The following is a 17,872-nucleotide window of genomic DNA, read 5'->3' as shown; positions in this document are numbered from 1 at the left end:
CGACAGAAAGGAACACCACATGTCCGCCCTGAATATCAAGAAAGGCTCGACCAGCCACTCCGCCTACAACCTGCGCCCGACATTCTCGGACGTGCACGAAACGCACACCCTTGCCGTGATCGTGGACAACGAGCCGGGCGTTCTGGCCCGGGTGATCGGGCTTTTCTCGGGACGCGGTTACAACATCGACAGCCTGACCGTGGCCGAGGTCGACCATACCGGCCATACCAGCCGCATCACAATCGTCACCACGGGCACGCCGCAGGTGATCGAACAGATCAAGGCGCAGCTCGGGCGGATCGTTCCGGTGCACGACGTGCACGACCTGACGGTCGAAGGCCCGTCGGTTGAGCGAGAGCTGGCGCTGCTCAAGGTCGGGAGCGAGGGCGACAAGCGGGTCGAGGCGCTGCGCCTGGCGGACATCTTCCGCGCCAATGTCGTTGACAGCACCCTGGACAGTTTCGTGTTCGAAATCACCGGCGCCCCGGACAAGATCGACGCTTTCGCCGATCTGATGCGCCCCCTGGGCCTGAACGAGATCGCGCGCACGGGTGTGGCCGCCCTGCCCCGCGGCAGTTGACCGGCGCGTTCAGACGGCCTGAAGATGGGGCCGTTCGGCCGGGGCGCGGGCTGGCGGCCCGTCCCGCGGCGCTGACGCATTGTCGCCGACGGCGCGCTTGAGATCCCTGGCCAGGGTCGGGTGGCTGTGTTCGGCCACGAGACGGGGGCGGCTGGCGCGGCGCATTTCCCGGCCTTCACTGATCTCGAACTGCACCAGATCGCCCGGGTCGATGGAGTCGCCCTCAAGTGCGCTTGCCCCGTCGCCGGTATAGAATGCCAGATCGCCGTGATCCTCACACCAGATCACCGCGTGATCCTGATCACTGTCACTCCAGAGAACAACGCCGTACATGACAACTCCCCCAAGTCTGAACCATCTCGGGACCCAGAATGTCGGGTCGGGGGTGTATCGGGAATTGCCGTTTTGGTGTCGGGCTTAACCAGTTTGTGACAGAAAAACCGTTGATTTGACGCTACTTAGCGTCAGTACCGGCGCCAATTCGCGTCAAAATCCGGTGGTCATGATGGCAATCACCCGCTAGGTTCTACCCATCACGGGATTATACTGGATCAGACGAGCCTGCCTGACTGCACATGATATCTTCCACCCCCTCTGAAGAGTCGCCCGACCCCGCGGAATTGCGCGGGATCTTCGGGCAGAACCTGCGCCGCCTGACCGCCGGATTTCCGTCAGTCGCCGGGTTGTGCCGTGACCTTGGCATCAACCGGACCCAGTTCAACCGTTACCTGTCGGGCGAAAGTTTTCCCCGGCCGGACGTGCTTCACCGGATCTGTCAGTTCTTCGATGTCGATGCCCGCGTGCTGCTTGAGCCGGTGGAGGATCTGCGCCCGTCGAGCTTCGACCTGCTCAACCACCCTGCCCTTGAGGGATTCTTCGGAAACACCCCCGTCACCGTCCCCGAAGAGGCGTTTCCCAGCGGGTTCTACCGCTTCGTGCGCCGCAGCTTCATCGACGATGACCAGTTCGTGCTGGGCCTTGTCAGGATCTTTCGCAGCGACGGGTATACCTTTCTGCGCGGCTTCGAGCCGCGCGAAGCGATGCGCCACCAGGGCCTTTCGCTGCGTCTGGCGGACCGTGAGTTTCGCGGCCTCGTCCTGCGGCAGGAAGAAGGGGTGATGGCGATCGTCGCGCATCGCGACGCCATGTCCTGTTCGTTCAATTTCCTGACGCCGGAAACGTCGTTCCAGTCCAATCTGTGGGAGGGCTACGCGACACGCACCGTGCGCGAGAAGGTGACCGGCCGCCGTGCCACCCGCATGGTCTATGAATATCTTGACGGCGATACGGCAACGGTGCTGCGGACCGCGCGCAGCTCGGGGCTGATTCGGCTTGATGACGTCCCCCCTTTCCATGCCCGCCTCCTGAGGCTTGACGAGCCGTTCCGCTGACGACGCCGAACCGCGCCGCCCCTGTGCGGAAGTGTCGCCTTGAGGAAACCCGGGTCGCGATCTGTCGGTCTTCTGGCGTCCGGACATGGTTTTACTGCCCTATTCGTCAAGGGAGAAGACCATGCCGCAAACCGTCACCGACTTGTCCAGTGTCCGTAGATCCGTCGAAAAGGCCAATGGTCTGCCGAATGCCCATTACATCGACCCGGAGGTCTTCGAAGAGGAAAAGCACGCATTGCTGTTTTCCCAATGGGCCGGTCTTGCCGTCGCGGCCGATGTGCCCGAACCCGGCGATGCCCGGCCGATCGAGTTCCTGGGAATGCCGCTGCTTCTGATCCGAGACAAGGACGGACAGGTGCGCGTGTTCCAGAACATCTGCCGTCACCGCGGGATGATCCTTGTCGAAGCGCCCCGCAAGATCGAGGGCGCGATCCGGTGTCCCTACCATTCCTGGTGCTACTCGACCAAGGGCAAGCTGGTGTCGACTCCGCATGTTGGCGGACCGGGCCACAACACGCATGATTCGATCAAGCGCGACGATCTGGGCCTGAACGAGGTCCGCAGTCATGTCTGGCGCGACGTCGTGTGGATCAACGTCTCGGGTGACGCGCCCGAATTCGACGCGGCGATGGCCGACATCAAGGAAAGATGGCGCGAATTCGAACTGCCGCTCTATCACGGCGGGCCGGACAGCCGGTTCGAGCTGGAGGTCGCGACCAACTGGAAGCTCGCGGTGGAGAATTACTGCGAAAGCTATCATCTGCCCTGGGTTCATCCGGGCCTCAACAGTTACTCCAAGCTCGAGGATCACTACCATATCGAGCAACCGGGAGAGTTTTCGGGCCAGGGCACGATGGTCTATCGCCAACTGACCAACGAGAACGGCGAGAAATTCCCCGATTTCGAGGAGGTCGGCGCGAAGTGGAACGAACAGGCCGAATACATTGCCGTTTATCCCAATGTTCTTCTGGGCACCCACCGCGATCATGCCTTCGCCATCGTGCTTGAGCCAAAGGGCCCCGAGCGCACGGTCGAGCATGTCCACCTCTATTATTCGGTGCCCGACAGCGACGAGGGCCTGCGCGCCCGTAACACGCAACTCTGGAAGACAGTCTTCGAGGAAGACATCTTTGTGGTCGAGGGGATGCAGCGCGGGCGCCACGCTACGCAGTTCGACGGCGGGCGGTTCTCGCCGGTGATGGACAGCCCCACCCATTGTTTCCACGACTGGGTTGCCGGCAAGATCGAAACCCATCGTGCAAAATCGAGGGCGGCGGAATGAAGGATCTCGATCAGCGCATGATCTCGGCCCACGAGGCGGATGACCGTCGGCGTCTCATCAAGCTCTATGCCGAGGCCGCGGACACGGTAAACGATCTTGACGCGTCATGCTTCTACCTGACCCATGCCTATGTCTTCGCGCTCGAGGCCGGGGCTCCCGAGGCACGCGGCCTGCATGCCCGTCTCAAGGCCCATGGCCGCGAGGCATGACCGGCGGGGCGTGCGTTTGACGGCATGGCGCGCGCGTCACCCCGCGTGTCGGGCATCGCGCGGCGCGGCGCTCAGGCGGTAGAGGTGCCAGCTCGCGTGGCCGAGTAGGGGCAAGACCGCGAAAAGCCCCAGGAAGGCCGGCAGCATCGCCAGGAACGTCACCACGGCGATGAACGCGGCCCAGCTCAGCATTGGTCCGGGACTGTGCAGGACCGCCTGGAAGCTCGTGATCATGGCGGTGACGAAATCCACCTCCCGGTCCAGCAGGAGCGGCAGCCCCATCACCGTGATCATGTAGATCAGAAGCGCGAAGGCCCCGCCGACAGCCGTACCGACCCCCAGCATCGCCAGACCTTCCCGTGTCAGGTAGATCTCGTAGGAGGTCGAAACATTGGTCATCGTCGAAAGCCCGAGGAAAAGTGCGAAGATCATGTGCGCCAGGAAGAACCAGAACAGGAATACCATGATTATGATCGCGCAGATGGACGGCAATTGCCGTCTGCTCTGGTGCAGGACGACGCCGAAGATCGCCCGCGCCTCCAGGCTGCGGCCCTCCTCCAGCCGGTGACTTACCTCGTAAAGCCCCACCGCCGCGAACGGCCCGACCAGCGGAAAGCCGACCGCCGCGAAGATCAGCCAATAGGTATGGCCGGTGATCCATGTGACCCAGATCATCACCAGCCCGAGGAAGACATAGACCCCGGCAAAGATGATCCCGTATCCGGGCGCACGACGCATGTCCGCCGCGCCACGCCGGAGGGCTTCGCCGAGCATCTGGAATCCAACCGGTGCCATCTCCGGCACGCCGTGTTCGGGTGCATCACTCACGCGGCTTGTCTCCCCTTCAGGTCCCGCGGGAAAGCCTAGCGCCCCCTTGCGCCTCCGCAAAGATGTAAGTCTCCGTCATCTTTGAAACGGCCCGCTCGCGGATCAGAGGCACACGCCGCGGCGTCCGGCCAGATCGGTGAAGAACTGCCATGCCACCCGGCCTGATCGTGCCCCGCGCGTCGCCTGCCACTCGATCGCTTCGGCGCGCAGGGCCTCGTGCGTGATCTCGATCCCGTAAGCGTCGCAGTACCCGCGGATCATGGCCAGGTACTCGTCCTGATCACACGGATGGAATCCCAGCCACAGTCCGAAGCGGTCCGACAGCGAGACCTTTTCCTCGGTTGCCTCGGACGGGCTGATCGCAGTGGCGCGCTCGTTCTCGATCATGTCGCGCGGCATCAGGTGGCGGCGGTTCGATGTGGCGTAGAATACCACGTTTTCCGGCCGCCCCTCGATGCCGCCGTCCAGAACCGCCTTGAGCGACTTGTAGTGCTGATCATCATGCGAAAAGCTCAGGTCGTCGCAGAACAGCACGAAACGCGATCCGCTCTGCCGCAGGAGATTCAGGAGCCGCCCGACGCTTGTCAGGTCCTCACGGTGCATCTCCACGATCTTGAGCGCCTGCCCCTCTTCGACAACGGCGGCATGAACTGCCTTCACGAGGCTGGATTTTCCCATCCCGCGCGCGCCCCAGAGAAGGGCGTTGTTCGCCGGCAAACCGCGGGCGAACTGTCGGGTGTTCTCCAGCAGCGTATCGCGCGCCCTGTCTATCCCCAGAAGAAGGGACATATCCACACGATTGACCCGTGGCACCGGCACAAGACGCTCCGGATCGACCTGCCAGACAAAGGCATCGGCGGCGGCGAAATCCGGCGTCTCGGTCGGCGGCGGACTCATCCGTTCCAGCGCCGCCGCGATACGCTCAAGGCGGTCGCTCACCTGTCCCTCCCGGAGTTGTCGTCCTCCGTGCCGTCCTCGTCGTCCTCGTCGTCGAATTCGGCCTCCATCGGGTCGGGCTCTTCGTCGTCATCCTCGAACCACAGGCCTTCGGCGCGCAGCTTTTCCTCGCGCTGCCGTTCCACCCTCAGCACCAGCCAGATCGACACCTCGTAAAGCCCGTAGACAACCACGAACAGGATCACCTGCGTGATCACGTCCGGCGGGGTCACCAGGGCGGCGAGCACCAGGATGCCCACAACGGCGTATTTCCGCACCCCGCGCAAACCCTCCGCGCTGACCAGGCCCGCCTTGCCCATCAGTGTCAGCAGAACCGGCAACTGGAAACACAGGCCGAAGGCGACGATGAACTTTATGGTCAGGTTCAGGTACTCCTGCGCCGACCCCTGGAACACCACACTCAGCGGCGCGGCGGCCTGCGGATCGCCCGCCGGAACCGCCTCTCCGCCCTGCCCGAACTGCTGGAACCCGAGAAAGAAATCGTAGGCCAGCGGTGTCACGACATAGAAGGCGAAAGCGGCGCCAAGGACGAACATGAAGGGCGAGGCGATCAGGAACGGCAGGAACGCCCCCTTCTCGGACCTGTAGAGCCCCGGCGCGACGAACCGCCACATCTGCCCCGCGATGTAGGGAAAGGACAGCATGAAGCCGCCCAGAAGCGAAACCTTGATCGCCACGAAGAACCCTTCCTGCGGGCTGATGAAGATCAGGTCGCAATCCTGGCCACGGCTGGCCAGAACGTCACAAAGCGGCGCGGTCAGGAAATTGAAGATCGGGGTTGCAACCGTGAAGCAGATGATCATGCCGATCAGGAAACCGACGACGCAGCGGATTAGCCGCGTGCGCAACTCTGCCAGATGTTCGATAAGCGGGGCCGAGCTGTCCTCGATCTCGTCGGAAGGGCTCATGCCTTGTCCTCAGCGGTCTTTCCCGGCGCTTTCCCGGACGTGCTACCCTTGGCGGGGGCCTTCCGGGACGTGTTCTTGCGCGACGCCGGCTTGCGGCCGGAGGCGGTCTTGCCGCTCTTCGTCTTGTCCGTGCCCGCCTTGCCCGTACTTGCCTTGCCTTTATTCGCCTTGGTCGCCGGCTTTGCGGCGTCCTCGGCCCCGTCGGCGGCGGCGGCGCTTTTGGCGGTAGCGGTCTTCTTCGCGGCGCTCGTGGACTTTGATCGGGTCTTTCCCGCTGTCGTTTTCGCCGCTGTCCCGGCCGTGCCCGCCTTGGTGGCGGATTTCTTCGCCGTGGCCTTCTTGGCCGGGGTTTTCGCGGGGGCGGACCCATCACTGTCGGCGTCGGTACCGGCGTCCCCGGCTTGACCGGTTTGTGCCTCCTCTTCGGTGGCCCTGGCCTCTTCCTTTTCGCGCGCGATCCTTTCCTCGGCAATCTCGGCCGATTTCTCGCGGATGCGGTCCGCCTGTTCCTGCCGCTCCTCGGACAGCTTGCCCTTGGGGCCGGCCATCGTCGAGGCGGTGAAACTTTCCGTCGTCTTCTTGACTTCGTCCAGCGCGCTGCCCATCGGATTGGACGCCTTGCGCAGGCTGTCCGAGACATCCTTGACCCCGGTATCGTCCGCCGCATCGTTCATCGCCTGGCTGAAATCGCGTGCCATGCGCTTGGCCTTGCCGACGAAATTGCCGACCGTGCGGAACATGCCGGGCAGGTCTTTGGGCCCCACGACAATCAGTGCCACGACACCGATCACCAGCAGCTCGGTCCAGCCAAGGTCAAGCATCGGCGGCTCAGGCCTTGTCTTTTTCGTCTTCGGGCGTGACGTCCTTCGCCGCGTCCTCCGCGGCGGCGGTTTCGTCCTCGAGTTCCTTGTTGCCTTCGCTCACGCCCTTCTTGAACGAGGTGATGCCCTTGCCGACCTCGCCCATGAGCGACGAGATCTTGCCGCGTCCGAAAAGCACGAGCACGACCACCGCGATCAGAAGAAGGCCGGGAAGGCCGATATTGTTCAGCATGTATTCATCTCCCAGTATCGGAGCCATTCTTGAGCAGCCCCGGGAATATCGTCAACCGTATCTAATAGCTTGCCAGCCGGGATGAAAGCATCAATGCGGGTGCTGCGCGGAATTTCCCCGGATTCCCCGGTCAGCCGCGCGGCAGAATTCCGGACGCCATGAAACCGCCATCGACATTCAGGACATGACCGTTGACAAAAGCCGCGGCCTCCGAGGCCAGGAACGTGACCGCCGCGGCCACCTCCTCGGGGCGCGCGTAGCGTTCAATGGGTGTCTGCGCATGCCAAAGCGCACGGTCGCCCGGCCCGTGTACCTGCCGGATCATCGGCGTATCCACCGGGATGGGCGCAACAGCGTTCGCCGTCACGCCGGAAGGTCCGAGTTCGGCCGCCAGAAGCCGTGTCAGCATATCGACGCCCCCTTTGGTACAGGAATAGGCGCCACGCCCGGCATTCGCGATCTGGCCGTTGACCGAACTCATTGTCACGATCCGGCCCCAGCCCCGCGCCACCATCTGCCGCCCGGCAAGCTGGCAACACGAAAACGTGCCGGTCAGGTTCACGTCAAGGATGCGCTGCCATTCGCCATGATCGAAATCGAGGATCGGCGCCGCCTTCACGATCGCGGCACTGGTCACCAGAATGTCCACGCCCCCGCGATCCGCCAGCGCCGCGAACGCCGTTTCACAGGCGGCGCGGTCGGCCACGTCGAAGGCGATGGCCTCGGCGCCCCTTGGCAATTCAGCGAGGGCCTTGGCACAGGGCGCGTCGTCGCGGTCCGCGATGGTGACATGCGCACCGGCCTCCAGCAGCCCCTTGGCACAGGCCATTCCGATGCCCCCGGCGCCGCCCGTAACCAGCGCGCGGCGCCCTGTCAAATCCCGCATCGCGCTCTCCCCCGGCGGTTCATGCGCCATCCTCCACCGGAAACACGAAACAGCGCTCACGCCGGATCATCAGCCACAACGGCTTGCCCCTGGCCGGCAGGAACACGTTGGGCACCGTCGCCTTGAAGATCGACCCGTCATGATCCATGCGAAACTCGACCAGGCTTTCCGAGCCCATGAAACGCGCCCGCTGTACGACGCCGCGCGCGGCGGTGCCCGTCTCGATCGTGGGATCGGGCCCGCGCCCGCCCCGGTCGAAGTCGATCTTTATGTGTTGCGGGCGCACCACGATATCCACCTCGTTGCCCTCGTGCACCCCCGGCGCCAGGAACTGGCCAAAGGCGGTCTGCACCAACGATCCCTCGACCCGGCCCCGTATCACGTTGATATCGCTGAAAAACGCCACCGCGTCGCGATCCGCGGGCGCGTTGTAGATATTATAGGGCGCCCCCTGCTGAACGATCCGTCCGCCGCGCATCAACGCGATCTCGTCGGCCATGCGCATCGCCTCGTCGGGCTCGTGGGTGACCAGCAGGACGGCAGTGTCCTGTTCGCGCAGGATATCAAGGGTCTCGTCACGGATGCCATCGCGCAGACGGTTGTCGAGCCCCGAGAAGGGTTCGTCCATCAGCATGATCCGCGGCCGTGGCGCCAGCGCACGGGCCAGTGCCACGCGCTGCTGTTCGCCGCCTGACAGCTCATGCGGCCACGCCTCAAGGTAATCGCTCATGCCCACCCGCTCCAGCAGCTCCCCGACGCGGGCCTGCATCGCCGCCTTGTCACCGCTGAGCCCGAACGAGACATTGTCGGCGACGTTTAGATGCGGGAAAAGCGCGAAGTCCTGAAACATAAGGCCGATATGGCGCCGTTCGGGCGGCACCCGGAAAACCGTGTCGCAAACAAGGTTGCCATCGACCAGGATCTCGCCCGAGTCCTGCATCTCGACCCCGGCGATCATCCTCAGCGTCGTGGACTTGCCGCAGCCGGACGGCCCCAGCAGGCAGGTCACCTGCCCGGGCTGTACCTGCAGCGACACGTCATCCACCACGGTGCGCCCGTCATAGCGCCGCACGAGGTGACGGGTTTCCAGCCTGGGAATAGAGGGCTCCAACGCGGGCTCCGCTTTTTCCGATCAAATTGATCGGGTTACACTGCGGGTGCAGATAGCAACCCCCGCCGCGGCGCGCAAGAGGACCCGCTGCGCGCCGCCACAGCCCGTCACGCGCCGCCGCTTTTGCCGCCCTCCCCGTCCCGGTCCGGGCGTTGCATCGGGGCATCCGCGCAATGCGTGCGACAGCCGTCTGACCAAGCTGTGACAGATCTTGTGCGGTTCCGCGGCGGCGAAAGAAAAAGGGCCGCCCTTCCGGACGGCCCAACAAATGCTCGATCCGGGGCGCGGTCAGCGCTTGGAGAACTGGAAGCTCCGGCGGGCCTTGGCGCGGCCGAATTTCTTGCGCTCGACGACGCGGCTGTCACGGGTCAGGAACCCGGCCGCCTTGAGCGGCGCGCGCAGCGACGGATCATAAAGCTGCAGCGCCTTGGAGATACCATGCTTGACGGCCCCCGCCTGCCCGCTCAGGCCACCACCCTTGACGGTGGCCATGACATCGAACTGATCCTCGACACCGGCCACGGTGAAGGGCTGACGCAGGATCATCTGAAGCACCGGGCGGGCGAAATACTTGCCCATTTCCTTGCCGTTGACGCTGACCTTGCCCGAGCCGGGCTTGATCCAGACGCGCGCGGCGGCGTCCTTGCGCCTTCCGGTGGCATAGGACCGCCCGAGCTCGTCACGGACGGGCTCGCGGGCGGGTTGGGTATCGGCCTGCGCCGCGACGCCCTCGGCGACCGCTTCCAGACCTTCGAGGGAATTGATTTCTTCAGCCATCAGTAAGCCACCCGCGTGTTCTTCGAGTTCATGTTCTTGACGTCGAGCACCTCGGGGCCCTGGGCCTCGTGGGGATGCTCGGTGCCGGCATAGACGCGCAGATGGGTCATCTGCCGCCGCGCCAGCCGATTGCCGGGCAGCATCCGCTTGACCGCCTGCGTCACCACCCGTTCGGGGTGGGCACCCTCGAGGATCTCGGCGGTGGTGCGCGACTTTATGCCGCCCGGATGGCCGGTGTGCCAGTAGTTCGGGTTCTCGCGCTTGCGCCCGGTCAGCTGGACCTTGTCGGCATTGATGACGATCACGTTGTCGCCCATGTCCATGTTGGGCGTGAAACCGGCCTTGTGCTTGCCGCGCAGGCGCGTGGCGATGATCGAGGCGAGACGTCCCAGAACCACGCCTTCGGCGTCGATCAGGATCCATTTCTTGTCGATATCTGCCGGTGTTGCAGAATATGTCTTCATGTCAGGTGAAACCTTTGGCTGACGGTGTATCTTGCGCCGCGGTGCCCGTGAGGCGGCTCCCGGTCGGCGGATGGGCGGGTTATAAACATTGCACCCGGCAGGTCAAGTTGCCGGGATCAGAATTTGTTGCGTGTTTGCAGGAGGTTGCAATTTCGGTATCATAATACCCCATGCACTGCGATACCCCCCGGCCCCTTTTGCAAAGGAGCGCGCCGCGGGTGCGCGCGGGGCCTCTCGCCACCGGCCTCCGGCCGCTGCCCCGGATGCCTCCGGCGGGAGTATTGGAAGAAAGATGAAGCGGCGGCGCCGCGTTTCACCCGGATCCCTGCGGGGGGATGGAATAGGTGAGGCTGGCCCGCGCCACCGGGGCGTCGGTCCCGTCCGAGCGGATCAGCACATCGCCGACCGCAAGCACCCGGCCCAGCTTGAGCAACCGGCACTCGGCGATCAGGTCGGTGCGCGCGGCCGGTTTGCGCATGAAATCGATGCTGGAACTCGTGGTCACCGCAAGGCCACGGGGGCCGATCATCGCCAGGATCGCCATGTAGACCGACACATCCGCCAGCGCGAAGATGGACGGCCCCGACACCGTGCCGCCGGGCCGCAGGTGCCGTTCGCCCACATTGAGGCGCACGGTGATTCGCATCTCTTCAAGAGCCTCGATGGTGAATTCGCCCGAGACCTGCGGGAACACCTCGTCGATGAAATCCATCACCTCTTCGGCGGTCATTTCCAGACCCATGCTTTTCTCTCCGTCAAATCGCGGTTAGACATGGCCACAACGATCTGGGAGATACAAGATGGCAATTCTCGACCGCACCGACGACGGGCCCGTGGCCCGCCTGATCCTGAACGATCCCGGCAAGCTCAACGCATTGTCGGACGCGATGCTGGCCGCACTGCAGGCCGAACTGGACCGCATTGCCGAAGAGCCGGCGATCCGCGTCGTCACCCTTGGCGGTGCCGGAAAGGCTTTCTGCGCCGGGCACGACCTCAAGGAAATGACGGCCGGTCGCCAGTCCGAGGACGGGGGGCGCGCCTATTTCGCCGATCTCTTCAGCCGCTGTACAAGCGTGATGACAGCGATCCGGAACCTGCCGCAACCTGTCATCGCCGCGCCGCACGGCATCGCCACCGCCGCCGGCTGTCAGCTTGTCGCCTCCTGCGACATGGCCGTGGCCGCCGAGAGCACCCGATTCGGTGTCAACGGTGTGAATATCGGGCTGTTCTGCTCCACGCCGATGGTCGCGCTCTCCCGCAACATTCCCCGCAAGCAGGCCTTCGAGATGCTGACGACCGGAGAATTCGTGGAAACCGGCCGGGCGCGCGAGCTGGGCCTGATCAACCGCGCCGTCCCGCATGACCAGCTTGACGCCGCCACGATGGAGCTGGCGGAAACTGTTGCAGGCAAGCTGGGCAGCGCGGTGCGGATCGGCAAGCGCGCCTTCTACGACCAGCTCGAGATGCCACTCGATCAGGCCTATGCCCATACCGGTGCCGTGATGGTCGAGAACATGCTCGACAGCGACACGGCCGAGGGCATCAGCGCGTTTCTGGAAAAACGCCCCCCCGAATGGCAGCAGTGACACCGGGTGCGGCGCTCAAAAATATATTGGAATCAAAACCCTGTGGAATGTTTCCAAATTTGCGCCGCATTTTTTCCACATTTGCCGTTTTTCCGCCGCATTTCAATCGGTAAGGTCTGATCCGAGATCATGAGTGGAGTACTCGGGTCGTGTTCAGAACGTGGGTCACCGCCGGCATCCTATCCCTCCAGGCCAGCCTCTCTCTGGCCGACTCGCTGCCCGAGGCGGTGACCCCGGACCACTTCCCGGTGCCCGGAGCCACAGCGGTGCTTCTCGGGCGCGACCTTTTCTTCGATCCCGTCCTGTCCGGCAACCGCAACATTTCCTGTGCCACCTGCCACCACCCCGATATGGGGTCGGGAGACGCGGTATCGCTGGGAATTGGCGAAGGCGGCCAGGGGCTTGGCAGCGATCGCCGGCCGGGCCTTTCCAACCTGCCGCCGGCGCGGGTGCCGCGCCATGCGCCGGCGCTCTTCAATCTCGGGGCGCGGGGGTTCACCACGCTGTTTCATGACGGCCGGGTACAGGCGGATGACGATGCGCGGTTCAACATTCGCATGCCGGAAGGGGCGATGCTGGAACGGCCCTTGCCATCGGTCCTGGCAGCGCAGGCGCTCATGCCGCTCGTCTCGGCCGACGAGATGGCGGGCCACCCCGGAGAAAACCCGGTTGCAGATGCCGCGGCCGCGGGCCGGATCCGCGGACTTGACGGTGCCTGGCAGATCCTGGCCGGGCGGGTGGCGGCGATACCGGAATACCGCCGGCGCTTTGCGTGGCTTCTTGGACCGGCGGAGCCGGTACACATCACCGACATCGCCGGCGTGATCGCCGATTTCATCACCTTCGAGTTTCGCAGCACCGACAGCCGGTTCGACGCTTTCCTCAACGGGAACGACGCGGCCCTGTCCAATCGGCAACTGCACGGCATGAACCTGTTCTACAACAAGGCCGGCTGCGCGGCCTGCCATTCCGGCCCGTTCCAGACGGATCACGATTTCCATGCCATCGGCCTGCCACCGCTCGGTCCCGGCAAGGGGCACGGGCGCGCGGGATACGCCGATCACGGGCGCGGCGCCGTGACCGCGGACCCTCGGGATCGCTACCGTTTCCGGACCCCCAGCCTGCGCAATGTGACCCTCACGGCCCCTTACGGCCACAACGGCGCGTATGCCCGGCTCGAGGACATGGTCCGCCACCACCTCGATCCGCTGACCATGCTGGCCGAGTATACCCCCGAAAAGGCCCGGCTGCCCGATTTCGCGATGCCGGCGTCGGATACGGAGGCCCTCGCCGATTTCGACGAGATGCTGCGCATCGGCATGTCCGTCGACATCACGCCGGTCGCGCTGAACGACCGAGAGGTCGACGCGATCCTGGCTTTTCTGGAGGCGCTGACCGATCCGTCGGCACGCGAAGGCCGGTTGGGCGCGCCCGCCGAGGTGCCCTCGGGGCTGCCGCTGGATCCGGGCCAGATGGTGGCGATACGGGGCGAGTGACCCTTTCCAAACCTGCAATGATCGCCTAGGTCATGTGCCATGACCATTGATCTGAACATCGTCGGGGGCGGCATGGCCGGGTCCGAGGCCGCCTGGCAGGCTGCCCGGGCCGGGCTTCGTGTCACCATCCACGAAATGCGCCCCCGGACCGGCACGTTCGCCCACCGGACCGGGGATCTGGCGGAAATGGTGTGTTCCAACTCCTTCCGCTCCGACGACGATGAACAGAACGCCGTGGGCCTTCTGCACTGGGAAATGCGCCGGGCCGGCGGCCTGATCATGGAAATGGCCGATCGCCATCGCCTGCCCGCCGGCGGGGCGCTGGCGGTGGATCGGGACCCCTTCGCGCGGGCCGTCACAGACCGCCTGCGCGCTCATCCCAACATCACCGTAAAACCCGGCGAAGTAACCACCCTGCCCGGCGAGGGCCGGTGGATCATCGCCACGGGGCCTCTTACCTCGGAGGGGCTGGGGGCGGCCATCGCCGACGAAACGGGCCGCGACGCGCTCGCCTTCTTCGATGCCATCGCACCGATCGTGCATTTCGACAGCATCGACATGTCCAGCGCCTGGTTCCAGTCACGCTATGACAAGGGCGAGACCGAGGCCGAGCGCACCGCCTACCTGAACTGCCCGATGGACCGTGACACTTACGAGGCCTTCATCGACGCGCTGATCGCCGCCCCCAAGACCGAGTTTCACGAGGGTGAGACCGCCACCTATTTCGATGGCTGCCTGCCGATCGAGGTGATGGCCGAACGCGGCCGCGAAACCCTGCGTCACGGCCCCATGAAGCCGGTGGGCCTGACCAACCCGCACCAACCGGATGTGAAGGCGCACGCCATCGTTCAGCTTCGGCGCGACAATGCGCTCGGCACGCTTTACAACATGGTCGGCTTTCAGACAAAGATGAAATATGGTGCCCAAGTCGATGTTTTCAAAATGATTCCAGGGCTCCAGGATGCCGCATTCGCCCGCCTTGGCGGCATTCACCGAAACACCTTTCTGAACGCGCCCACCCTGTTGGACGCGCAGTTGCGCCTGCGGTCGCGGCCCAACATCCGCTTCGCAGGGCAGATCACAGGCGTCGAGGGGTATGTCGAATCGGCGGCAATGGGGCTGCTGGCGGGACGGCTTGCGGCTGCCGAGGCCCGCGGGCAGACCATGCCGCCCCCGCCTCCCGAAACCGCCACCGGCGCGCTCGTCACCCATATCACCGGTGGCGCCGAGGCGAAGACCTTCCAGCCCATGAACGTCAATTTTGGCCTTTTTCCCCCGGTCGAGGGGTTCAAGTCCGGGCGCCGCGGACGCCGCGACCGCTACCAGGCCTATACCGACCGGGCCAAGGCACTCTGGGCCGAGTGGCTGGCGCAATCGGCACTGGACGCGGCCTGATCCCGGCGCTTATCCTGTCTTGCATGAGCAAGAACTTTCTCGATCACGCCTATGATACCGAAGGCACCGAGGCCACCCGCCGGCTCTATGACGACTGGGCGGCCAGCTATGACGCCGAAGTTTCCGAGAACGGCTATGCCACGCCCGAACGGGTGGCGCGGGCGCTGCATGCCGTCGCCCCCAACCCCGAGGCGCCGCTTCTCGATTTCGGCTGCGGCACCGGGCTATCGGGCCTCGCACTGCGCCTTGCCGGATTCCGGACGATCGACGGCGCGGACCTGTCGGCGGACATGCTGGAACTGGCGCGCGGGAAAGAGCTTTACCGTGACCTCTGGCAGGTGGATCCCGATGCCGGAGATCCGTTCGAGGCCGGGATCTACCCGCTGATCACGGCCATCGGCGTGATCGGCTCAGGCGCGGCCCCGGTCACCCTTTTCGACACGCTCATGCGGCTTCTGCCGCAAGGCGGGTTCTTCGCCTTCTCCTTCAACGATCATACCTTGCAGGATCCGGCCTATGAGGGGCGCGTGAACGCTTGGGTCGATCCCGGCGCGGCCCGCCTGCATTTTCGCGAGCACGGGCCGCATCTTCCGGAAAGAAACATCAACTCCACAGTATACATAATTGAGAAAACGTGATTTTCACGACCCGTTTTGCGCCATCTCCCACCGGGCCGCTGCATTTGGGACATGCTTTTTCGGCGCTTTGCGCACATGATGCGGCCGACGCGGCGGGTGGTGTTTTCCTGCTGCGGATCGACGATCTTGACCAATCCCGATGCCGCCCGGAATGGGAGGCGCGCATATTCGCGGATCTCGCGTGGCTGGGTCTCGCCTGGGCCGAGCCGGTGATGCGGCAATCCGACCGCCTGCCGCGCTATCGCGGCGCCCTCGGGAGCCTGTGGGAGCGCGGACTGCTTTACCCGTGCCGCTGTTCGCGTGCCGACATCCGCGCCGCCGCGTCCGCCCCGCAGGAAGGCGCGCCTCTCCACGGCCCCGACGGCATCGTCTATCCGGGCACCTGCCGGCCCGCTCGGCCCCCGACCGGCCCGATGCCCGATCTGCCTCTCAGGCTTGACATGGCGCGCGCCATGGCCGCCCTGTCCGCGCCTGTCGAATTCATCGAAACCGGCACCGGGCCAAGGGGCGAAACCGGGCGCATCGCGCCGCATGATCTGTTTTTCTCGGTGGGCGACGTGACGCTCGCGCGGCCCGGGCTCGGCGCTTCCTATCATCTTTCTGTGGTCCTCGACGATGCGGATCAGAATGTCACCCATGTGATCCGCGGCCACGATCTTTTCGACGCCACCGCGATTCACATCGTGCTTCAGGGGCTCTTTGGACTGCCGGTGCCTGTCTACCGCCATCATCGCCTGATCCGGGACGAAAACGGCCGGCGGCTGGCCAAGCGCGACGATGCGCGCGCCATTTCGACCTACCGGGCGGCAGGTCTCTCACCCATCGACATCCGGCGCATGGTCGCACCAACACCGGACGCCCCGGAACATGTCAGCCCGCCTCGGGGGTCATGATCTCGATTTCCCCGCCATCGCGCAGCGCGGTGTAAAAACAGCTCCGCCTGTCGGTGTGACAGGCCGGCCCGGTCTGATCGACCAGCAGAAGAAGGCTGTCGCGGTCGCAATCCACGCGCATCTCCACCAACCGCTGAACGTTCCCGGACGTCTCGCCCTTGATCCAGAACGCCTGCCGCGAACGGCTCCAGTATGTCGCGCGCCCCGTCTCCAGCGTGCGTGCCACCGCCTCAACGTTCATCCAGGCCAGCATCAGCACCTCGCCGGTGGCGTGATCCTGCGCCACCACCGGGATCAGGCCGCGCGCATCGTATTTCAGGGTTTGCGGATCAAAGCTCATTGCGGCAATTTCCTTTTGCATCCCGGCAACGCCTGCCTATTTATGAGGAACGGGCGGAAAGGAAAAGCGATGAGTGGCGACAACGATCTGATCAAGCTCTATTCGGGCCGCATTCTGGAACTTGCCGCGGAGATCCCGAATCTGCGCCGCCTTGACGCACCGGACGCCACCGTGAAACGGCGCGCACCTCTCTGCGGGTCGACCGTGACAGTTGATGTGACCTGCCGGGATGGAAAGGTTTCCGATTTCGGGCAGGAGGTGAAGGCTTGTGCCCTCGGTCAGGCCGCCGCCTCGGTGGTGGGCGCCAACATCGTCGGGTGCGATCTCGATCAGGTCACCACCGCCCGAGACGCCCTGCGCGACATGCTCAAGTCCGACGGCCCCACCCCGCCCGCACCTTTTGACGGGCTCGAGGTTCTGCGCCCGGCCCGCGATTACAAGAACCGCCACGCGTCCATCCTGCTCAGCCTCGATGCGTCGGTCGAAGCGCTCGAAAGCGCCTGCGCCTCCTCGCCCTGCGCCTGACCGCGACGCATTGGCGCGCTCTGTTCCGAGGTTCGAAAATGGCCCCCCGCACCGTCTGGAATTTCAATTTCACCGGCTGGATCCTCTTCACCCTTTCGGCGATCTTCTTCACATGGGGCGCGTGGCGCGCCGGCGACGTCATCGGCCTTCTTGCAAGCCTTGCCTTCTTCGTCGCCTGTATCTGCTTCATCGTGCCGGTTTGGCTGCACCGCCCTTCGAAGTCCGAATAAAAAAACCGCCGCGCGCTCGGCTGAGCGGCGGCGGCAGGAAGGCTCGGTTCCGATCTTGCCCGTCGCGCCATCCGGGGTCGCATGAGGCAGAAAACCCCGGCGGACTTCGGGAACAGGCAGCGTCGGTCGCGTCGCATCGGCTTGGGGACAGGAGATGCGGGCGCGAACGGGCACGGAACGTCGCAGGCAGTCCTCTCTACAGCAGGGCCGGCAGGTGCAGCCCCGCCACCAGTGTGATCATCAGGGCGGCGGCGCCAAGCGCATCGGCCAGCAGCGTATCGCCAGATCGTGTGGCGGCTGTTCTGATCCGGTCAAGCATGGTG

Annotated in this window: 24 protein-coding genes; 11 read left to right on the top strand and 13 right to left on the bottom strand. The window is 64.7% G+C overall.

Annotation, left to right across the window (positions count from 1 at the left end; translation table 11 throughout):
- Positions 1-19 precede the first annotated feature (19 nt).
- A complete protein-coding gene (ilvN, locus tag DQW77_RS02205) occupies positions 20-580 on the top strand; it encodes an acetolactate synthase small subunit (RefSeq protein WP_113256531.1) in 561 nt (186 codons plus the stop codon).
- Between the two features lie 9 nt (positions 581-589).
- Here ilvN and DQW77_RS02200 read toward each other — a convergent pair whose 3' ends face one another.
- Positions 590-913, bottom strand: coding sequence for a hypothetical protein (locus DQW77_RS02200; protein ID WP_113256530.1), 324 nt, complete (start codon positions 911-913; stop codon positions 590-592).
- 242 nt (positions 914-1,155) lie between these two features.
- Between DQW77_RS02200 and DQW77_RS02195 the strand changes: the two genes are divergently transcribed.
- The 3 genes from DQW77_RS02195 (at position 1,156) to DQW77_RS02185 (ending at position 3,462) form a co-directional block, all read left to right on the top strand.
- Entirely contained in the window at positions 1,156-1,971 is an 816-nt protein-coding gene (locus DQW77_RS02195) for a helix-turn-helix domain-containing protein (protein WP_113256529.1), read from the top strand.
- 121 nt (positions 1,972-2,092) lie between these two features.
- Positions 2,093-3,253, top strand: coding sequence for an aromatic ring-hydroxylating dioxygenase subunit alpha (locus tag DQW77_RS02190; protein WP_113256528.1), 1,161 nt, complete (start codon positions 2,093-2,095; stop codon positions 3,251-3,253).
- On the top strand, positions 3,250-3,462 hold the full coding sequence (locus tag DQW77_RS02185; RefSeq protein ID WP_113256527.1) for a hypothetical protein: 213 nt from the start codon (positions 3,250-3,252) through the stop codon (positions 3,460-3,462). Before DQW77_RS02190 ends, DQW77_RS02185 begins: the two co-directional genes overlap by 4 nt.
- Positions 3,463-3,498: 36 nt before the next feature.
- On the opposite strand, the gene DQW77_RS02180 is transcribed toward DQW77_RS02185, so the two are convergent.
- The 10 genes from DQW77_RS02180 to DQW77_RS02135 all read right to left on the bottom strand — a co-directional run bounded on the left by DQW77_RS02180 (position 3,499) and on the right by DQW77_RS02135 (position 11,188).
- Positions 3,499-4,257, bottom strand: a complete 759-nt coding sequence (locus DQW77_RS02180) for a DUF2189 domain-containing protein (protein ID WP_113256604.1) — start codon at positions 4,255-4,257, stop codon at positions 3,499-3,501.
- 135 nt (positions 4,258-4,392) lie between these two features.
- Positions 4,393-5,187, bottom strand: a complete 795-nt coding sequence (locus DQW77_RS02175; RefSeq protein ID WP_113256603.1) for an ATP-binding protein — start codon at positions 5,185-5,187, stop codon at positions 4,393-4,395.
- 38 nt (positions 5,188-5,225) lie between these two features.
- Complete coding sequence (tatC, locus tag DQW77_RS02170) at positions 5,226-6,155, bottom strand: twin-arginine translocase subunit TatC (RefSeq protein ID WP_113256526.1); 930 nt, start codon at positions 6,153-6,155, stop codon at positions 5,226-5,228.
- Positions 6,152-6,976 (bottom strand): Sec-independent protein translocase protein TatB, encoded by an 825-nt coding sequence (gene tatB / locus DQW77_RS02165; RefSeq protein ID WP_113256525.1) that lies wholly within the window; start codon positions 6,974-6,976, stop codon positions 6,152-6,154. The genes tatC and tatB overlap by 4 nt, the downstream gene beginning before the upstream one ends.
- 7 nt (positions 6,977-6,983) lie before the next feature.
- Positions 6,984-7,208: a twin-arginine translocase TatA/TatE family subunit gene (locus tag DQW77_RS02160; protein ID WP_113256602.1), complete on the bottom strand. Its 225-nt coding sequence runs from the start codon at positions 7,206-7,208 to the stop codon at positions 6,984-6,986.
- 130 nt (positions 7,209-7,338) lie between these two features.
- Positions 7,339-8,094 carry an SDR family NAD(P)-dependent oxidoreductase gene (locus DQW77_RS02155; RefSeq protein WP_181711178.1) on the bottom strand — a complete coding sequence of 252 codons (756 nt, stop codon included), beginning with the start codon at positions 8,092-8,094 and terminating at the stop codon, positions 7,339-7,341.
- Between the two features lie 19 nt (positions 8,095-8,113).
- Positions 8,114-9,205: an ABC transporter ATP-binding protein gene (locus DQW77_RS02150; RefSeq protein ID WP_113256523.1), complete on the bottom strand. Its 1,092-nt coding sequence runs from the start codon at positions 9,203-9,205 to the stop codon at positions 8,114-8,116.
- Positions 9,206-9,493: 288 nt separating this feature from the next.
- Positions 9,494-9,982: a 30S ribosomal protein S9 gene (gene rpsI / locus DQW77_RS02145; RefSeq protein WP_113256522.1), complete on the bottom strand. Its 489-nt coding sequence runs from the start codon at positions 9,980-9,982 to the stop codon at positions 9,494-9,496.
- Complete coding sequence (gene rplM, locus DQW77_RS02140) at positions 9,982-10,446, bottom strand: 50S ribosomal protein L13 (protein WP_113256521.1); 465 nt, start codon at positions 10,444-10,446, stop codon at positions 9,982-9,984. Before rplM ends, rpsI begins: the two co-directional genes overlap by 1 nt.
- 313 nt (positions 10,447-10,759) lie before the next feature.
- The gene (locus DQW77_RS02135) at positions 10,760-11,188 is read right to left on the bottom strand and encodes a PaaI family thioesterase (protein ID WP_113256520.1); all 429 of its coding nucleotides are present in this window, start codon (positions 11,186-11,188) and stop codon (positions 10,760-10,762) included.
- Between the two features lie 58 nt (positions 11,189-11,246).
- On the opposite strand from DQW77_RS02135, the gene DQW77_RS02130 reads away from it, so the two are divergent.
- The 5 genes from DQW77_RS02130 to gluQRS all read left to right on the top strand — a co-directional run bounded on the left by DQW77_RS02130 (position 11,247) and on the right by gluQRS (position 16,454).
- Positions 11,247-12,032 (top strand): enoyl-CoA hydratase, encoded by a 786-nt coding sequence (locus DQW77_RS02130; RefSeq protein WP_113256519.1) that lies wholly within the window; start codon positions 11,247-11,249, stop codon positions 12,030-12,032.
- Between the two features lie 149 nt (positions 12,033-12,181).
- Complete coding sequence (locus DQW77_RS02125; RefSeq protein ID WP_113256518.1) at positions 12,182-13,528, top strand: cytochrome c peroxidase; 1,347 nt, start codon at positions 12,182-12,184, stop codon at positions 13,526-13,528.
- A gap of 39 nt (positions 13,529-13,567) precedes the next feature.
- Entirely contained in the window at positions 13,568-14,923 is a 1,356-nt protein-coding gene (trmFO, locus tag DQW77_RS02120; RefSeq protein ID WP_113256517.1) for a methylenetetrahydrofolate--tRNA-(uracil(54)-C(5))-methyltransferase (FADH(2)-oxidizing) TrmFO, read from the top strand.
- Positions 14,924-14,946: 23 nt separating this feature from the next.
- The gene (locus DQW77_RS02115; protein ID WP_113256516.1) at positions 14,947-15,561 is read left to right on the top strand and encodes a class I SAM-dependent methyltransferase; all 615 of its coding nucleotides are present in this window, start codon (positions 14,947-14,949) and stop codon (positions 15,559-15,561) included.
- Positions 15,558-16,454 (top strand): tRNA glutamyl-Q(34) synthetase GluQRS, encoded by an 897-nt coding sequence (gluQRS, locus tag DQW77_RS02110; protein ID WP_181711177.1) that lies wholly within the window; start codon positions 15,558-15,560, stop codon positions 16,452-16,454. Before DQW77_RS02115 ends, gluQRS begins: the two co-directional genes overlap by 4 nt.
- On the opposite strand, the gene hisI is transcribed toward gluQRS, so the two are convergent.
- A complete protein-coding gene (gene hisI, locus DQW77_RS02105; protein ID WP_113256600.1) occupies positions 16,432-16,794 on the bottom strand; it encodes a phosphoribosyl-AMP cyclohydrolase in 363 nt (120 codons plus the stop codon). The two genes, gluQRS and hisI, sit on opposite strands and share 23 nt — an antisense overlap.
- A gap of 69 nt (positions 16,795-16,863) precedes the next feature.
- Here hisI and DQW77_RS02100 point away from each other — a divergent pair, with 69 nt between their 5' ends.
- A complete protein-coding gene (locus DQW77_RS02100) occupies positions 16,864-17,319 on the top strand; it encodes an iron-sulfur cluster assembly scaffold protein (RefSeq protein WP_113256515.1) in 456 nt (151 codons plus the stop codon).
- A gap of 38 nt (positions 17,320-17,357) precedes the next feature.
- A complete protein-coding gene (locus DQW77_RS02095; protein ID WP_113256514.1) occupies positions 17,358-17,549 on the top strand; it encodes a hypothetical protein in 192 nt (63 codons plus the stop codon).
- Positions 17,550-17,745: 196 nt separating this feature from the next.
- Here the strand turns inward: DQW77_RS02095 and DQW77_RS18445 are convergent, their stop codons facing one another.
- Positions 17,746-17,868: a hypothetical protein gene (locus tag DQW77_RS18445; RefSeq protein WP_258523641.1), complete on the bottom strand. Its 123-nt coding sequence runs from the start codon at positions 17,866-17,868 to the stop codon at positions 17,746-17,748.
- Between the last annotated feature and the right edge of the window lie 4 nt (positions 17,869-17,872).

Origin of the sequence: Roseovarius sp. TE539 (assembly GCF_003298505.1) — a bacterium.
Lineage (GTDB): Bacteria > Pseudomonadota > Alphaproteobacteria > Rhodobacterales > Rhodobacteraceae > Roseovarius.
This window is presented reverse-complemented; position numbering and strand designations above follow the sequence as displayed.

What these genes read in the sequence shown, in the direction of transcription:
- ilvN (WP_113256531.1), top strand. Translation starts at nt 20, where the DNA reads ATGTCCGCCCTGAATATCAAGAAAGGCTCGACCAGCCACTCCGCCTAC.
- DQW77_RS02200 (WP_113256530.1), bottom strand. Translation starts at nt 913, where the DNA reads ATGTACGGCGTTGTTCTCTGGAGTGACAGTGATCAGGATCACGCGGTG.
- DQW77_RS02195 (WP_113256529.1), top strand. Translation starts at nt 1,156, where the DNA reads ATGATATCTTCCACCCCCTCTGAAGAGTCGCCCGACCCCGCGGAATTG.
- DQW77_RS02190 (WP_113256528.1), top strand. Translation starts at nt 2,093, where the DNA reads ATGCCGCAAACCGTCACCGACTTGTCCAGTGTCCGTAGATCCGTCGAA.
- DQW77_RS02185 (WP_113256527.1), top strand. Translation starts at nt 3,250, where the DNA reads ATGAAGGATCTCGATCAGCGCATGATCTCGGCCCACGAGGCGGATGAC.
- DQW77_RS02180 (WP_113256604.1), bottom strand. Translation starts at nt 4,257, where the DNA reads ATGGCACCGGTTGGATTCCAGATGCTCGGCGAAGCCCTCCGGCGTGGC.
- DQW77_RS02175 (WP_113256603.1), bottom strand. Translation starts at nt 5,187, where the DNA reads ATGAGTCCGCCGCCGACCGAGACGCCGGATTTCGCCGCCGCCGATGCC.
- tatC (WP_113256526.1), bottom strand. Translation starts at nt 6,155, where the DNA reads ATGAGCCCTTCCGACGAGATCGAGGACAGCTCGGCCCCGCTTATCGAA.
- tatB (WP_113256525.1), bottom strand. Translation starts at nt 6,976, where the DNA reads ATGCTTGACCTTGGCTGGACCGAGCTGCTGGTGATCGGTGTCGTGGCA.
- DQW77_RS02160 (WP_113256602.1), bottom strand. Translation starts at nt 7,208, where the DNA reads ATGCTGAACAATATCGGCCTTCCCGGCCTTCTTCTGATCGCGGTGGTC.
- DQW77_RS02155 (WP_181711178.1), bottom strand. Translation starts at nt 8,094, where the DNA reads ATGCGGGATTTGACAGGGCGCCGCGCGCTGGTTACGGGCGGCGCCGGG.
- rpsI (WP_113256522.1), bottom strand. Translation starts at nt 9,982, where the DNA reads ATGGCTGAAGAAATCAATTCCCTCGAAGGTCTGGAAGCGGTCGCCGAG.
- rplM (WP_113256521.1), bottom strand. Translation starts at nt 10,446, where the DNA reads ATGAAGACATATTCTGCAACACCGGCAGATATCGACAAGAAATGGATC.
- DQW77_RS02135 (WP_113256520.1), bottom strand. Translation starts at nt 11,188, where the DNA reads ATGGGTCTGGAAATGACCGCCGAAGAGGTGATGGATTTCATCGACGAG.
- DQW77_RS02130 (WP_113256519.1), top strand. Translation starts at nt 11,247, where the DNA reads ATGGCAATTCTCGACCGCACCGACGACGGGCCCGTGGCCCGCCTGATC.
- trmFO (WP_113256517.1), top strand. Translation starts at nt 13,568, where the DNA reads ATGACCATTGATCTGAACATCGTCGGGGGCGGCATGGCCGGGTCCGAG.
- DQW77_RS02115 (WP_113256516.1), top strand. Translation starts at nt 14,947, where the DNA reads ATGAGCAAGAACTTTCTCGATCACGCCTATGATACCGAAGGCACCGAG.
- hisI (WP_113256600.1), bottom strand. Translation starts at nt 16,794, where the DNA reads ATGAGCTTTGATCCGCAAACCCTGAAATACGATGCGCGCGGCCTGATC.
- DQW77_RS02100 (WP_113256515.1), top strand. Translation starts at nt 16,864, where the DNA reads ATGAGTGGCGACAACGATCTGATCAAGCTCTATTCGGGCCGCATTCTG.
- DQW77_RS02095 (WP_113256514.1), top strand. Translation starts at nt 17,358, where the DNA reads ATGGCCCCCCGCACCGTCTGGAATTTCAATTTCACCGGCTGGATCCTC.
- DQW77_RS18445 (WP_258523641.1), bottom strand. Translation starts at nt 17,868, where the DNA reads ATGCTTGACCGGATCAGAACAGCCGCCACACGATCTGGCGATACGCTG.